Consider the following 15090-nt stretch of genomic DNA (forward strand, 5'->3'; position numbering starts at 1 on the left):
ACCGGGACTACGCTCGTGAGCTATGAGTGACCATTTCAGCAGCGATTCCGAGTCCGGCCACGAGCGCGGGTTCGAGACCCTCGCCATCCACGCGGGCAACACCGCCGACCCGCTGACCGGTGCGGTCGTGCCTCCCATCTACCAGGTGTCCACCTACAAGCAGGACGGGGTCGGCGGACTCCGCGGCGGATATGAGTACAGCCGCAGCGCCAACCCGACCCGCACCGCGCTGGAGGAGAACCTCGCGGCGCTGGAGGGTGGCCGGCGCGGCCTCGCCTTCGCCTCCGGCCTCGCCGCCGAGGACTGCCTGCTGCGCACGCTGCTGGTGCCCGGTGACCATGTGGTCATCCCCAACGACGCCTACGGTGGCACCTTCCGGCTGTTCGCCAAGGTCGTCCAGCGGTGGGGGGTCGAGTTCTCGGTCGCCGACACCTCCGACCCGGCGGCGGTCCGTGATGCATTCACCGACCGTACGAAGCTCATCTGGGTGGAGACCCCGTCGAACCCGCTGCTCGGGATCACCGACATCGCGCACATCGCGGGCATCGCCCGCGCCGCGGGTGCGAAGCTCGTCGTGGACAACACCTTCGCCAGCCCGTACCTCCAGCAGCCGCTCGCGCTCGGCGCGGATGTGGTCGTCCACTCGCTGACCAAGTACATGGGCGGGCACTCCGACGTCGTCGGCGGCGCGCTGGTCACCGCCGACGAGGCGCTCGGCGAGGAGCTCGCCTACCACCAGAACGCGATGGGCGCGGTGGCCGGACCGTTCGACTCGTGGATCGTGCTGCGGGGCATCAAGACCCTGGCGGTCCGGATGGACCGGCACAGCGAGAACGCGAAGCGGATCGCCGAGATGCTGACCCAGCACGCCAAGGTCACGCGGGTGTTCTATCCGGGCCTTGCCGAGCACCCGGGTCACGAGATCGCCGCGAAGCAGATGAAGGACTTCGGCGGAATGGTGTCGTTCCAGGTCGCCGGGGGCGAGGAGGCGGCCGTCGAGGTCTGCAACCGCGCGAAGCTGTTCACGCTGGGTGAGTCCCTGGGCGGTGTGGAGTCGCTGATCGAGCACCCGGGTCGGATGACGCACGCGTCGGTGGCGGGCTCACTGCTGGAGGTGCCGGCTGACCTGGTGCGGCTTTCGGTCGGCATCGAGGCGGTGGGCGACCTGCTCGCGGACCTTGAGCAGGCACTGGGCTGACGCTCCCCGGGCCGTGCGCCGACCGTCCCATGACCGCTGCCTACCGCCCCGTGACAGGGCGCGCGGCGGTAGGGCGCCCCTGGACGTCCTACCGCCGCGGGAATGCCGGACACCGAACGTCAGGCACTGACCTTCTCGTCCTCCAGCATGCCCCGGATCTGCTCACGCAACTCCGGGGTGTTCTCGTGGCCGTGGACCGATGCCGCGTGCTCGGTGGCGGCCCGGAGGACTTCTTCCTCCTCACCGGAGATGGTGAGGCTGCAGTCCGTCTCACTGGGGAATCTGCGGCAGTCGGCGACTTTCCTGGTCATGACGACCTCCCGGACTGAGGGTGCTGCGCCCCTCTTCCAGCCTAAGGGCTGTCCCGTAGTCCGCGGTGGATCAGAGCGCGGCGTCAGGTGTATGGAGTCTCCCCCGGCCTCCGGCCTGGGCCTGGGACCACCAGCGCCTACGCCTACCAGCCGTCGAGCTCCGGGGTCGTCGCGGCGGGCGGCACGCTCCAGGGCTCGGCCAGCGCCGCCCAGACGGCGAAGGCCACCGCGGCGGACAGCAGCAGCGCCCAGCCGACCCGCCGCAGGGCGCGCCGGCGGTGCATCAGCCGGGTGCCGAGCAGCGTCGCGCGGGGCGTGAGATCGGCCGGCACCGGTGCGGGCGGGGTGTCCAGCAACCGCCTGACCTCCTCCTCCTTGCGTCCGGGGCCGCCCTCCTCGCCGTAGGAGACGTAGGGGCCGTGTGAGGCGTTCATGAGGTACGCGCCGCGCGGAGCGGCGGACGTGTCCGCGGACACCACCATGAACGGGCTCCGTGTGCCCGTGAGCCGGGGTGGCGGAGCACCGAGACCGCGCGTGCGCAGATCGCCCGTACCCGTTCCGCCGGAATGCCGAGCAGGGCCGCGGTCTGCTCCTCGGCCACCCCCTCGTAGATCCGGAGCACGACGACCAGCCGCTCCTGGGGGCTGAGCCGGGCCGTCGGGCCGAGGCCGGCGTCGCAGTGGTGGCGCCACGCCGAGCGGGCGAAGCGGGCGACGAGCGCGGCGCGGGTCCGGTCGTAGGGATCCTCGCCGCGCAGCCGGTCCCAGTCCGCGTAGGTGTGGGCCAGTGCGGCGACCAGCAGCCGCTGCGCCTCAGGGTTGTGCGGGGGCCGCTCACAGGTCAGCAGAGTCGCGGCGTGCAGCAGCCGCCTGGCCGCACCGGCGACGAATACGTCGAAGTCCCCCGCGCTGTAGGTGACGCGGGTGTGGGCGTGGCCCCGCCCCTGCCGATACGTAGGGGCGGGGGCGGGAAGCGGGTTCTGCCGCCGCTGACGCATGTGCTCATATCAGGCCAGTCGGCGCCTCTGGTCAAGGGTTTGGACGCACGGCGTTCAGGAGGTCGGCTGTTCCTCTGCCTCCACGACAGGACCGCCCGACTGCCGAGCCGACAAAGCCGAGTTGAAGCGGGTGAGCAGCGTGCAGAACTGCTGCCGTTCCTCTTCCGACCAGCCGTCCGTCACCTGGGCCATCAGCTCGCGCCGTGAGGAGCGGACCTCCTCCAGCCTGGCGTGGCCGCGCGGCGACAGCTGCAGCACCACCGCACGTCCGTCCTCGGGGTGCGAGGTGCGCTTGACCAGACCGGTGTCGACCAGCGGCGCGACCTGCCGGGTCACGGTGGACGAGTCGATGCCCATCCCGGCCGCGAGCGCCTTGACGCCCATCGGGCCTTCCTGGTCGAGCCGGTTGAGCAGCAGATACGCGGCGCGGTCCATCGAGTTGCGGGCCTGGCCCACACCGCCGAGCCGGGTCTGCTCGGCACGGCGTGCGAAGACGGCCACCTGGTGCTGGAGGGCATCGAGGAGACCGGGGTCGAGATCAGTCGTCATGTCCTGGGATGTGGGCATGGCTGCGGGGCTCTCTCGTGCGGCGGCGGTCGGTTGGTGGGGGACAGAGTACGCGGACGAGGGCGGGACTGTACCGGCCCTGCGCAAACCCGTGGAATCCCACCGGAGTCCCGCTTCGGTGCCACCGGGGCCGTGCCGCGATTTCGCGGGCAGTCCCGCCGGAATCCCGCAGGGAGCTCCGCTGGAATCCTGTGGACAGGTGTGTGATCGGGCCGACCGGGATGCCCGTCGACTGCGAGACTGGCAGTCATGAGCTTCCATGTGGCAGGCCCCGCTCACCCCCTCATCCTCGATGACGTCAGGGGGGCTCAGAAGATGCTCGCCGGCGTGGCCAAGCTGACCCCCATGGAGGGCAGCCGGTATCTGTCCGACCTGGTAGGTGCCCCCGTCCACCTCAAGTGCGAGAACCTTCAGCGGACCGGATCGTTCAAGCTGCGCGGCGCGTATGTGCGGATCTCGGGTCTGCGACCGGAGGAGCGCGCGGCGGGCGTCGTCGCGGCATCCGCGGGCAACCACGCTCAGGGCGTGGCCCTCGCCTCCGCGCTCCTGGGGGTGCGCTCGACCGTCTTCATGCCGGTGGGCGCCCCGCTGCCGAAGGTGGCCGCTACGCGTGAGTACGGCGCCGACGTGCGGCTGTGCGGGCAGGTCGTGGACGAGAGCCTCGCCGCGGCGCGTGAGTACGCGCGGGACACGGGCGCCGTGTTCATCCACCCGTTCGATCATCCCGACATCATCGCCGGCCAGGGCACGGTGGGCCTTGAGATCCTCGAACAGTGCCCGGAGGTGCGGACGATCATCGTCGGCATGGGCGGCGGCGGCCTGGCAGCCGGCATCGCGGTCGCGGTGAAGGCGCTGCGCCCCGATGTGCGGATCATCGGCGTGCAGGCCGAGGGCGCGGCGGCGTATCCGCCGTCGCTGGCGGCGGGGCGTCCGGTGGCGATCGAGGCGCCCGTCACCATGGCGGACGGCATCAAGGTGGGCTGTCCGGGAGATGTGCCGTTCGCGATCGTCGAGGAACTTGTCGACGAGGTGCGCACGGTCTCGGAGGGCGCGTTGTCATCGGCGCTCCTGCTGTGCCTGGAGCGGGCCAAGCTGGTGGTCGAACCGGCGGGAGCGAGCACGGTGGCGGCGTTGCTGAGCGAGCCGCGCTCCGTGCACGGCCCGGTGGTGGCGGTGCTCTCGGGCGGCAATGTCGACCCTCTGCTGATGCAGCGCATCCTGCGCCACGGCATGGCGGCGGCGGGCCGTTATCTGTCGCTCCGGCTGCGGTTGGCCGACCGGCCCGGTGTGCTGGCGTCGCTGCTGGGGGTGCTGTCCGGCCTGGACGCGAACGTCCTGGACGTGGCTCATGTCCGCACCGACCCGCGCCTCGGTCTGACGGAGGTCGAGGTCGAGCTGCAGCTGGAGACGAAGGGGAGGGAGCACTGCGCGGAGGTGGAGCGGGCGCTGCGTGACGTGGGCTACCGCGTGATGGGCTGAAGCGGGCCGGGCTGAAGCGGGCCGGGCTTGCAGTGGGGCTGGCACAGGACGCGCCCCGCGGGGCGCGATGTGCCGCGTCTCGCCCGTTGTAGCCGAGGTGGAATTCCCTGCGCGATTCGCCGTGGTCATCTTCGGGATGATCCAGCCGATCATGTTCGTGGTGCTGTTCAGCTATGTGTTCGGCGGTTCCATGAACATCGGTGGCACGACCTCGCCGGCCGTCTACCGCGAGTTCCTGATGGCCGGGATCTTCGCCCAGACCGTCACCTTCGCCACGGCGGGCGCGGGCATCGCCGACGACATGCACAAGGGCCTGATCGACCGCTTCCGCTCCCTCCCCATGGCACGTGGCGCGGTCCTCACCGGCCGCACGCTCGCCGACCTCGTCCAGACCACGCTGACCCTCGTGGTGCTCACCATCGTGGCCCTGCTGGTCGGTTGGCGGGTCCACAACGGCATCCCCAAGGCACTCGCCGCCTTCGGGCTGCTGCTCCTGCTCGGCTACGCGTTCTCCTGGATCGGCGCGTTGATCGGTCTCTCGGTCCGCACCCCTGAGGCGGCCACCTCGGGCGGACTGATCTGGCTGTTCCCGGTCACGTTCATCTCGAACGCGTTCGTGGACTCCAGCCAGATGACCCCCTGGCTCCGGACGATCGCCGACTGGAACCCGTTCAGCGCCACCGTGCAGGCCTGCCGCGAGCTGTTCGGCAATCCAGGAGTCTCGCAGTCCGGCGCCTGGCCGATGGAGCACCCGGTGTCCGCTTCGATCGTCTACTCGGTGCTGATCGTGGTGCTGTTCCGCACGCTGGCGGTGCGCAAGTACCGCTCGGCGACAGCCTGAGGCACCGCACGCAAAGGCTCCCCGCGCCCTTACCTCGGGCGCGGGGAGCCTTTGCGATGCGCTCGCGGCGGCGGTCGCTCAGCTCTGGTACGGCTTGGCCTCGACGATTCTGACCATCGCGGTCCTGCCGTTGGGCAGCTCGTACTCCGCGTCCTCGCCGACCTTCTTGCCGTTGACACCGGCGCCGAGTGGCGACTGCGGGGAATACGTCGCGATGTCGCCGGACGCGTACTCGCGCGAGGCCAGCAGGAAGGTCTCGGTGTCGCTCTCGTCACCGTCGAAGGCGACGGTCACGACCATGCCGGGAGCCACGGTGCCGTCGTCCGCCGGGGCCTCGCCGACCTTCGCGTTCTCAAGGAGCTGGGTCAGCTGGCGCACACGGAGCTCCTGCTTTCCCTGCTCTTCCTTGGCCGCGTGGTACCCGCCGTTCTCCCGCAGGTCGCCCTCTTCGCGAGCCGCCTCGATCTTCTTGGCGATCTCGACCCGCGCGGGACCAGACAGGTACTCCAGCTCGGCCCTGAGCTGGTTGTACGCCTCCTGGGTGAGCCAGGTGACGTTCTCGCTGGTCTGGGTCACAGGTGCTCCTCGTAGGTACTGGGAATACAAAGCATCGCCCTACCCAGAAGCATGTGCCTTCAGGTGCGGGCGAAACCACGAGCCTAACAATCAGCGAGGGAAAGAGGGAGGACCAAAAGGCCTCAAGAATGCATCAATGCAGGTCAGCGGAGAGCGGGGGTCGGAGTCTCAGTCTTTCGACCCGTTGTCGGCCGTACACCCCGTAAGCTCCGCGCTGGTCGCCCTTGCCGTAGTACGCACGGTGACCACCTCGTCGATTCGCGTACCCGGGGCGTCGAAGCGGACGTCCCTGCGGCCGACCTCGCTGCCGTCGCGGGCACGGGAACGCAGTGTGCAGTATCCCCTGGTGCCATGGGACTTCCGGACTTCGAGATGGACTTCGACCCGGTCGTCCGCGGTCACATCCCACTTGATCAGCTCGGCGCTGATCTTCTGGCCGCTGACGTAGCCGTATCCGAACCAGCCCACCATGGTGAGCAGTCCCACACCGAGCACCGCCCCCACGATCTTGAGCCCACGATCCGCGCGCTCGTCCGCCGGGCGGCCGTAGCGGCCACCGGGCACCTGCGGGCGCACCGTGGTCATGGATCGTCCTCCGGATTCGGCGGGAGTCAGCGGGTGGATCAACGAAAATCTCACAGGAGCCGGAATTTTTCCGCCCCCCGATTCCGTCACTATAGAAGCCCGTCATCCGCCTGCGACTGCCGCCCTGTGCCGAGGTCGTTGTGGGGGGCACGACAATTTCGAGGCAATACCGAGGATCCGAGGATCGAGTCTTGACTGAGCAGCTGCGACTGATGGCCGTTCACGCGCACCCCGACGACGAGTCGAGCAAGGGCGCGGCGACGATGGCCAAGTATGTGTCCGAGGGGGTGGACGTGCTGGTCGTCACCTGCACGGGGGGCGAGCGCGGCTCCATCCTCAATCCGAAGCTCCAGGGCGACAAGTACATCGAGGAGAACATCCACGAGGTGCGTCGCAAGGAGATGGACGAGGCCCGCGAGATCCTCGGTGTGAAGCAGGAGTGGCTCGGCTTCGTCGACTCCGGCCTTCCGGAGGGCGACCCGCTGCCTCCGCTGCCGGACGGTTGCTTCGCCCTGGAGGACGTCGACAAGGCTGCGGGTGAGCTGGTGCGCAAGATCCGCGCCTTCCGCCCGCAGGTCATCACGACGTATGACGAGAACGGCGGCTACCCGCACCCCGACCACATCATGACCCACAAGATCACCATGGTGGCCTTCGACGGCGCGGCGGACACCGAGAAGTACCCGGAGTCCGAGTACGGCGACGCCTTCCAGCCCCAGAAGCTCTACTACAACCAGGGCTTCAACCGTCCGCGGACGGTGGCCCTGCACGAGGCGCTCATCGCGCGCGGCATGGAGTCCCCGTACGGGGAGTGGCTGGAGCGCTGGAAGGAGTTCCAGCGCGCCGAGCGGACGCTGACCACGTACGTCCCGTGCGCCGACTTCTTCGAGACCCGGGACAGGGCACTGATCGCCCACGCGACGCAGATCGACCCGGAGGGCGGCTGGTTCCGGGTGCCCATGGAGATCCAGACGGAGATCTGGCCCACGGAGGAGTACGAGCTCGCCAAGTCTTGGGTCGATACCTCCCTCCCCGAGAGCGACCTCTTCGCGGGCATCCGCGACAATGCCTGACATGAGTGCTAGCGCAAACCTCGCCCTGACGCACCTCGCCCCGCTCGCGGCGCAGGAGCTGGACAAGAACAAGGTGACCCCGGGCGTCCTCGGCTTCATCGTCTTCGCCGCACTCGCGGTGGGCGTGTGGATGCTGATGAAGTCCATGAACCGCCACCTGGGCCGCGTGAACTTCGACAAGCCGTCGGCGACCGCCTCGGAAGCCGCGGCCGGCCCCGGTGGCGGCTCCAAGGATTAGTGCGTGTTGCGAAGTCCCTCCTGACCCGCGACGCCTGGCACGCACGCTCGCTGCGTTGTCGGAGTCATCCACGTACGTCCAGTACGAGGATGATCCTCCGCCTTGCGATCGCACGCACCAGACGCCGCAGGCCCCGCCCTGCGGGCGGACGGAGCTACTTTCGCAGCACGCCCTAGCCCCGCGGGGCCGCCGCACTGCCTGGGTGCTCGGGGAATGCCGGGGTGCTCGGGAATCCCGAAGCGCCGCCACCTCAGGGTGGCGGCGCTCGGGCGGGTGCCGAGGGCGCGGGCGCCCCTCGCGGTCAGCCGGTGGGTACGCCCATCACCTCCCGCGCGTGCCGGTCCGGCACCATCCCCAGGGACCAGGCCTGCCAGCCCTCCTCCAGACGCACCCCGCGCTCCAGGACGAGGGCGAAGGCATCCAGGAAGTCCTCCAGCTTCGGGTCGCGGCTCGGGTGCGGTTCGGTGCGGAGCTCGGTTCGGAGGGTGGACAGCTCCTCCTGGGCGACGACCGTGCCGACCTCCACCCCGCCCGCCGATGCGTACGGGAGTAGCGTGCCGCGAAGGAAGCGGGCCCAGGCGTCGCCGCGGCGGTCGCCGCACGAGGCGAACAGGGCGATCGCCTCGTCGCAGAGGCCGAGGGCCTGGACCGGCCGGTCGTTGCCGGCGTCGATGACTGCCAGTTCGAGGCACGTCCACGCCTCGCCGTGGGCCACGCCGATACGGCGGAAGTCGGCGCGCGCGTCGACCAGGAGCTGACGGGCGAAGCCGGAGTTGCGTAGGTTGCCCGTGCGCGCGGCGCGCTGGTCGCGGGTGGCGCGGCCGGAGTGGTGTCGGGCGCAGGCCAGCCCGTACACGTCGCGCATCCGCGAGAACATCGTGCGGGCCCGCTCCAGTTCGCGTACCGCCTGGTCGCGGTCGCCCTGCTCCTCGAGTGACTGGCCCAGGTAGTACAGCGTCCACGCCTCGCCGCGCGCGTCCTCGTTGTCGCGGTGCCGGGACACCGCCTGCCGCAACTGCTCGACGGCGGGCGTCGGATCGCCGTCCACCAGTCGGGCGCGGGCGAGCTGGGTCAGCGCCCAGGCCTCGCCGCGGTCGTCCTGGGTGCGGCCGTAGAGCCCGAGGGCCTCCCGCAGCTCCGACTCGGCCCGTGGGACGTCGCCCGTCCGCAGGTACACCTGCCCCCGCTGGTAGTGGGTCCAGGCCTCACCGTGCAGGGATTCGCCGCCCCGGTGCAGTGCCAGCGCGGTGGACAGCAGGGTCAGCGCCTCCGCGAGGTCGGCCCGGTCCCGTTCCACCGCGGCGAGGGCGTGCAGCGTCCAGGCACGGTCGGCGGACAGTGAGTCGGACGCCTGGAGTTCGAGCGCCTCGCGCAGCTTCGCCGCGGCCTCGCCGAGGTTGCCCTGGTGGTGCAGGGTGATACCGAGCGAGCACAGGGCCCTGGCCGCGCCGGCGTCATGGTGCGCCTCGCGGTAGAGGTCCACCACCGACGTCAGGGTGGTGCGTGCCTTGTCCAGCTCGCCGAGCTGGCGGGCGGCGATACCCGTACGCCACTGGACCGAGCGGATCAGCAGCCCCTGGTCGACCGCCTGGGTCAGTTCGCTGATCTCACCGAGGCGGTAGAGGTCGCCCCGCAGCAGGCAGTAGTCGCACAGAGCGCCGAGCAGGTTGAGCACGGCCTGCTGGTCGATGCCCTCCGCGTGCCGCAGTGCCGCCGTGATGAAGCTGGACTCGTCGTCCAGCCAGCGCAGCGCCGCCTCCAACGAGGAGAAGCCGTGGCCGTCGAAGTGGTCGGCGCGGGTCGACGTCTTGCCGTCGACCAGCCGGATCACCGAGTCCGCGAGCTCCGCGTAACCGATGATCAGCCGTTCCTGCGCGGCGGTGCGCTCCGTCAGTTCCTCCTCGTCCAGCAGACGTGCGTGGGCGAAGGCCCGGACTGCGTCGTGCAATCGGTAGCGCTCGCCGCGTACATGGTCCAGCAGCCCCGCCCTGGCGAGCGCCGACAACTGCCGCCGGCCCTCCGTCTCGTCCGTGCCCAGCAGGGCCGCGGCCGCGGCGGCGCCGAGCGAGGTACGCCCCGCAAGCGACAGCCGCCGCAGCAGCCGGCGTGCCTGCTCGCTCTGGTCGGTGTAGCGCAGCCGCAGCGCCCGCTCGACGGGGCCTGCCGGGCCGCCGTACGCGGACAGCGCGGCGGCCAGGTCCCGCATCGAGCGCGTCCCGAGCGAGGATCCGGCCGCACGCAGCGCGAGCGGCAGCCCGCCGCACAACTCCCTCACCGAATCGCAGGACTGGGTGTCGTACGGCTCGTCCTGAATCCGCTGCGGCGGCCCTTCCGGCCCTTCCACCGGTCCCGACCGCGCCTCCTGCGGCTTTCCGGTGGACCATGCCAGCAGCTCCTCGGCACCCGCCGGGTCCAGGGGCTCCACCGCCAGCCGGTGCACCCACGCCGTGTCCTCGTCCCCGAGGTCGGACGGCTCGAAGGGCCGACGGGACGTCACCAGCACCAGCGAGTCGGAGCGTTCCGGCACCAACGTCCGGATCTGGGCGGGATCGCTCGCGTCGTCCAGTACGACGGTGACCGGAAGGCCGGTCAGATGCTGGTGGTACAACTCGCTCAGCCGCCGTACCTGCTGCTCGGGAGACGACGACCGCTCCCGGAACAGCAACTGCTCGCGCGGGGCGCCCAGCCGGTTCAGCAGGTGCAGCAGCGCGTCGCGGGTGGGCAGGGGCTGCTCGGAGCCTGCCGGGTCACCACGCAGGTCGACCACGCACGCGCCGCGGAACTGGTCCTTCAGCTCATGCGCGGCGCGCACCGCGAGTGTGGTGCGGCCCGAGCCCGGTTCGCCGTGCAGAACGACGACCGTCGGCTTCGTCTCCGTGGCCGCGCGTGCGGCGTGCACCCACTGGGCGATCCGTGTGATCGCCTCGCGCCGTCCCGTGAACGGCCCGTCCGGGGCGGGCAGGTGCCCGAAGGACTGCTCCAGCACACTGCGTCTGCGGGCCGCCTGGCTGCGGTCGCCGCCGCGGAGCACCGGACCGCCGGACCGCGCCGCGCCGGAGGCTGCGGCCATGCTCGCGACCGCGCCCCCGCCTGCCGCTGTCCGCGTCGCTCCGTTCTCCGTGAGGGAGCCCTGCCGGGAGCCTTGCCTGGTGCCTTGTCTGGCAGCGGATGCCGTCAGCAGACGCTGCTGGTCGATGAACGGGCGGATGCCCCGTACCTCCAGCGCCGTCAGCCATGCGAGGCGCAGCTGTTCGACCCCGCCCGGCTGAGCCAGCGCCCCGGCCCTGCGGTGTGCGGCGGGCCAGTGCGACGCGGTCACCTTGGCCACGGTCGTGGCGGCGCCGACGACGGCGACGACGGCCCCGGCGCCGATGGCCGTGCCCGTGGTGGTGCCGAGCGCCATGTCCGCGCCGATGGCAGCGACCGACCCAACGGCGGTGACCAGCAGCGGAGTCGAGACGTTCCGGCGCCGGAAGCCCGCCGACAGGGACTGTCGGCTCGCCTCGGCCGCTTCGACGGCACCGGCGTAGGCGGCGTACTCCTCCCGAGCCGCTTCCGCCGCCATCGTCTCCAGCGCTGTCCGCCCACGTGCCAGCAGCGCGGCTGGGTCGGCGCGCCCACCCGAGCGGCGTACCTCCTCGTCGACCGCGCGTATCAACAGCCGTTCGGCTTCCGCTCGATGGCTGTCCCGCATATGGGTCCCCCTCCGAGAGATTCCGGTTGTGACGTCAAGTGTCCTGCGTGACGCGCGTTGGCGCGAGGGAGTCCATGACCCCTACGCATCACCCGATAAGAGGAGGTTTGTCCTGATCTGCGGTGGGCACTTGATCCATACCGGAGAAATATCCGGAACGAACGAAGAGCCGGATGGACCGAGCAGGAAGGAACCCCCTGTAGGCAGGACCTTCAGCCGCTGCGGATCGCCGGAGGCATCAGGGAGCGCAGAGGCACCAGAGACGCCGGGGAACCGGAAGGAGCGAGCGGAATCCGAGGAGGCCAATGACGTACTGACAACGGTGAATCTCGGGGAAGCGGGAGCGGGGAGAGACACGGGTCTCTCCCCGCTCCGCTCTTTGCAGGCCATTTCGGGCGCCTTTCGAATTCCGCTGCGGCTACCGGAAGCTACTCGTGCGTTCCTCACAGGTGCTTGATGACAGCAGTGACTGTCGACGCCCTCCGCCCCATGACAGTTTTATTGCAGTCCACCGGGCCGAAGGAGCGAGATGAACAAGGGGTACGCGGTCTTCTGCGACGCCGACCGGCGTTTCTACGACGCTCCGCACAGGCTCACCGCCGTCGCCGCGGACGACGCGGACCGCTCGGCCACCGTGAACCACGCCGGCGGCGCGGCGGACGGCGACCGGCCCGGCGAGACCGGCCGGACGAACGCGACCGGCCGGACCGGCGGCGGTATCGGCCGACCGTACGAGGCGGCACGGCGGGCGGCCCCCGCGGGATGGCAGCGGCACCAGTCCGGTGACTGGCTCGCCTTCCGGCCCCTGGATGCCCAACTCCCCTCGCAGGGATGGAAGATCCATGTATCCGCCTGCCTCGACAACGCCGAGAAGGTGCTCGCCCAGGTCTGGGACTACTGCGTCCCCAGGGACATCGCCTTCAAGTTCATGCCGAGCCGCTATCTGCTGCACACCCGCAACGCCAAGTACGCCGACCGTGCCGGCAGCGGCAAGTTCATCACCGTGTACCCCGCGGACGACGCGCAGTGCCGCACCATCGCCGAGGACCTCGACGCACTGCTCGGCGGTGAGCCGGGGCCGTACATCCTCAGTGATCTGCGCTGGGGCAGCGGGCCCGTGTACCTGAGGTACGGCAGCTTCACCGAGCGGCACTGCCGCGACGAGCAGGGAGAGCTGCGCCCCGCCGTCGAGGATGCCGAAGGGCGACTCGTACCGGACCTCAGGGAGCCGGCGTTCCATCTGCCGCCCTGGGTGCCGCTCCCCGACTTCCTCCGGCCGCATCTCGCCGCCCGGTCCGCGACCACCACGACCGCCATCCCCTACACCATCGAACGGGCTTTGCACTTCTCCAACGGCGGGGGCGTCTACACCGGGCGGGACGAGCGCACCGGGCGAAGAGTCGTCCTCAAGGAAGCACGGCCCCATGCCGGGCTCGCCGCCGACGGAGCCGACGCCGTGGCCCGTCTTGAGCGGGAGAGAGACGCGCTGGAGCAGCTCGCGGGGCTGGGCTGCACGCCCGAGGTGCTGGACTGGTTCACGCTGGGCGACCACAGCTTCCTGGTGCTGGAGTTCATCGAGGGGCGCCCGCTCAACGGCTTCTTCGCCCGGCGGCACCCGCTGATCGAGCAGGATCCGTCCGCGGAGGCACTCGCCGAATACACCGCCTGGGCACTGCGCATCCACGGACTGGTGACCGAAGCCATCGACGCGGTGCACGCCCGGGGCGTGGCCTTCAACGATCTGCATCTGTTCAACATCATGGTCTCCGACGACGAGTCATCGGTGGTGCTGCTGGACTTCGAGGCGGCCGCCGGTATCGCTGAGGCACGCAGACAGGTCATCGCCAACCCCGGCTTCGTGGCACCGGCCGACCGCCGGGGCGCGGATGTCGACCGCTATGCCCTCGCCTGCCTGCGGATCGCCCTCTTCCTGCCGCTGACCAGCCTGCTGGCGGTGGACCGGGGAAAGGCGGCGCACCTGGCGGACATCGTGGCCGAGCACTTCCCGGTGGACCGGGGCTTCCTCGACGAGGCGGTCGCCGAGATCACCCGAGGAGGTCCGCTCCCGGCCCCCCCGCCCCCGGCGACCCGCGCCGACTCGGCTCCCCGCTATCTCCCCGTCGAGCCGGGCGACTGGCCGGACAGCCGTGACTCGATGGCCGCGGCCATCCGGGCCTCCGCCACCTTCGGACGCGACGACCGCTGCTTCCCGGGGGACATAGCCCAGTTCGCGTCCCCCGTGGGCGGCGCGTGCTTCGCCCACGGGGCTGCGGGAGTGCTCCACGCCCTCGTGGAGACCGGCTGCGGTCGGTGGCCCGAGGCCGAGGAATGGCTGCTGCGTGCGACACGCAAACCGGCCCCGGGCACTCCGCTCGGGTTCTACGACGGGCTCGCGGGCATCGCCTGGACCCTGGACCGGCTCGGGCATACCGCGGCGGCGCTGGAGCTCGTGGATGTCATCAGGGCCCAGGACTGGAGCGGCATGGCACCCGATCTGCACAGCGGACTCGCCGGAATCGGGCTCGCGCTGGACGCCATCGGAGCCTCCACGGGCGACAAGTCGCTGCTCGACGCCGCGCTGCGCTGCGGCCGCCTCGTGGCGGAGGGCGCGGCCTCGGGCAGGGCAGCCCAGCGCGCCGGGCTGCTGTACGGAGGCAGCGGCACCGCCCTGCTCCAGCTGAGGCTGTACGAACGCTCCGGCGACCCCGCCCTGCTCGCCGCCGCATCCGACGCGCTGAACCGCGACCTCGACCGCTGCGTCCGGGCCGCGGGCGGGGCCCTGCAGGTGGACGAGGGTTGGCGCACCATGCCGTACCTCGGCGCCGGCAGCGTGGGCATCGGCATGGTGCTCGACGACTGGCTCGCCCACGGCGACGACGAGCGCTTCACCCGGGCGCGTGGTGAGATCGTGCAGGCCGCGCAGGCGAAGTTCTACGCCCAGCCGGGCCTGTTCCGCGGCGCCGCAGGGATGGTGCTGCACCTGAGCCGTACCGCAGCGTCCGGCGCGTATCCCGGTACCCACACGGGCACCGTCACCGGTACCTCACCCACCGACATCGCCCGGCAGATCGGCGTGCTGGCCTGGCACGCGGTTCCCTTCGAAGGCCATCTCGCCTTCCCCGGCGAGCAGATGATGCGGCTGTCCATGGACCTCGCCACCGGCACGGCCGGATGCCTGCTGGCGCTCGGCGCGGCGCTCCACGACGCACCGGTCCAGCTGCCCTTCCTGCCGCCGCCCCCCACCGGCCGCTGACGCGGCCCCACAGACGGCTCCTGAGCGCGTGCGCAACAGGGGTCATGGCAACACCAACCGTCCCCGTATGACGAACGAAAGGCAGACGATCATGTCTCTTCTCGACCTTCAGACGATGGAGACCGCCAAGGACGAGCACGCCGAGGAGTTCGGGGGTACCGGCGGCGGCAGCCGCGCGAGCCTGCTGCTCTGCGGCGACAGCAGCCTGAGCATCACCACCTGCAACTAGTAGCGGCCGGTCCATCTCGACCGCAACACGGCATCGTGCGGAGTCGGCT

14 protein-coding genes are annotated in these 15090 nt (G+C 70.7%); 7 read left to right on the top strand and 7 right to left on the bottom strand.

Annotation, left to right across the window (positions count from 1 at the left end; translation table 11 throughout):
* Positions 1-22 precede the first annotated feature (22 nt).
* Positions 23-1198, top strand: coding sequence for a cystathionine gamma-synthase (locus tag V1460_RS05325; protein WP_338672445.1), 1176 nt, complete (start codon positions 23-25; stop codon positions 1196-1198).
* A gap of 119 nt (positions 1199-1317) precedes the next feature.
* Here V1460_RS05325 and V1460_RS05330 read toward each other — a convergent pair whose 3' ends face one another.
* From V1460_RS05330 to V1460_RS05345, 4 genes are all read right to left on the bottom strand, one after another.
* A complete protein-coding gene (locus V1460_RS05330; RefSeq protein WP_338672446.1) occupies positions 1318-1509 on the bottom strand; it encodes a DUF1059 domain-containing protein in 192 nt (63 codons plus the stop codon).
* Between the two features lie 143 nt (positions 1510-1652).
* The gene (locus tag V1460_RS05335) at positions 1653-1943 is read right to left on the bottom strand and encodes a hypothetical protein (protein WP_338672447.1); all 291 of its coding nucleotides are present in this window, start codon (positions 1941-1943) and stop codon (positions 1653-1655) included.
* Entirely contained in the window at positions 1940-2506 is a 567-nt protein-coding gene (locus V1460_RS05340; RefSeq protein WP_338672448.1) for a sigma factor-like helix-turn-helix DNA-binding protein, read from the bottom strand. Before V1460_RS05340 ends, V1460_RS05335 begins: the two co-directional genes overlap by 4 nt.
* A 54-nt stretch (positions 2507-2560) precedes the next feature.
* Positions 2561-3073, bottom strand: a complete 513-nt coding sequence (locus V1460_RS05345; protein ID WP_338672449.1) for a MarR family transcriptional regulator — start codon at positions 3071-3073, stop codon at positions 2561-2563.
* A gap of 249 nt (positions 3074-3322) precedes the next feature.
* On the opposite strand from V1460_RS05345, the gene ilvA reads away from it, so the two are divergent.
* Positions 3323-4552, top strand: coding sequence for a threonine ammonia-lyase (gene ilvA / locus V1460_RS05350; protein ID WP_338672451.1), 1230 nt, complete (start codon positions 3323-3325; stop codon positions 4550-4552).
* Between the two features lie 67 nt (positions 4553-4619).
* Positions 4620-5393: an ABC transporter permease gene (locus V1460_RS05355; protein ID WP_407077401.1), complete on the top strand. Its 774-nt coding sequence runs from the start codon at positions 4620-4622 to the stop codon at positions 5391-5393.
* Positions 5394-5471: 78 nt separating this feature from the next.
* Here the strand turns inward: V1460_RS05355 and greA are convergent, their stop codons facing one another.
* Both greA and V1460_RS05365 read right to left on the bottom strand, forming a co-directional pair.
* Positions 5472-5969, bottom strand: coding sequence for a transcription elongation factor GreA (gene greA / locus V1460_RS05360; protein WP_338672452.1), 498 nt, complete (start codon positions 5967-5969; stop codon positions 5472-5474).
* A gap of 168 nt (positions 5970-6137) precedes the next feature.
* On the bottom strand, positions 6138-6554 hold the full coding sequence (locus tag V1460_RS05365; protein WP_338672454.1) for a DUF4307 domain-containing protein: 417 nt from the start codon (positions 6552-6554) through the stop codon (positions 6138-6140).
* A gap of 191 nt (positions 6555-6745) precedes the next feature.
* Here V1460_RS05365 and mca point away from each other — a divergent pair, with 191 nt between their 5' ends.
* Complete coding sequence (gene mca, locus V1460_RS05370; RefSeq protein WP_338672456.1) at positions 6746-7627, top strand: mycothiol conjugate amidase Mca; 882 nt, start codon at positions 6746-6748, stop codon at positions 7625-7627.
* Positions 7620-7865: a hypothetical protein gene (locus V1460_RS05375; RefSeq protein WP_338672457.1), complete on the top strand. Its 246-nt coding sequence runs from the start codon at positions 7620-7622 to the stop codon at positions 7863-7865. Before mca ends, V1460_RS05375 begins: the two co-directional genes overlap by 8 nt.
* A 301-nt stretch (positions 7866-8166) precedes the next feature.
* Here the strand turns inward: V1460_RS05375 and V1460_RS05380 are convergent, their stop codons facing one another.
* Positions 8167-11559: a tetratricopeptide repeat protein gene (locus tag V1460_RS05380; protein WP_338672458.1), complete on the bottom strand. Its 3393-nt coding sequence runs from the start codon at positions 11557-11559 to the stop codon at positions 8167-8169.
* Positions 11560-12088: 529 nt separating this feature from the next.
* On the opposite strand from V1460_RS05380, the gene lanKC reads away from it, so the two are divergent.
* On the top strand, positions 12089-14812 hold the full coding sequence (lanKC, locus tag V1460_RS05385; RefSeq protein ID WP_338672460.1) for a class III lanthionine synthetase LanKC: 2724 nt from the start codon (positions 12089-12091) through the stop codon (positions 14810-14812).
* A 91-nt stretch (positions 14813-14903) separates the two neighbouring features.
* Positions 14904-15041, top strand: a complete 138-nt coding sequence (locus V1460_RS05390; protein WP_338677907.1) for a SapB/AmfS family lanthipeptide — start codon at positions 14904-14906, stop codon at positions 15039-15041.
* Positions 15042-15090 lie beyond the last annotated feature (49 nt).

This window comes from Streptomyces sp. SCSIO 30461, from assembly GCF_037023745.1.
Classification (GTDB): Bacteria; Actinomycetota; Actinomycetes; order Streptomycetales; family Streptomycetaceae; genus Streptomyces.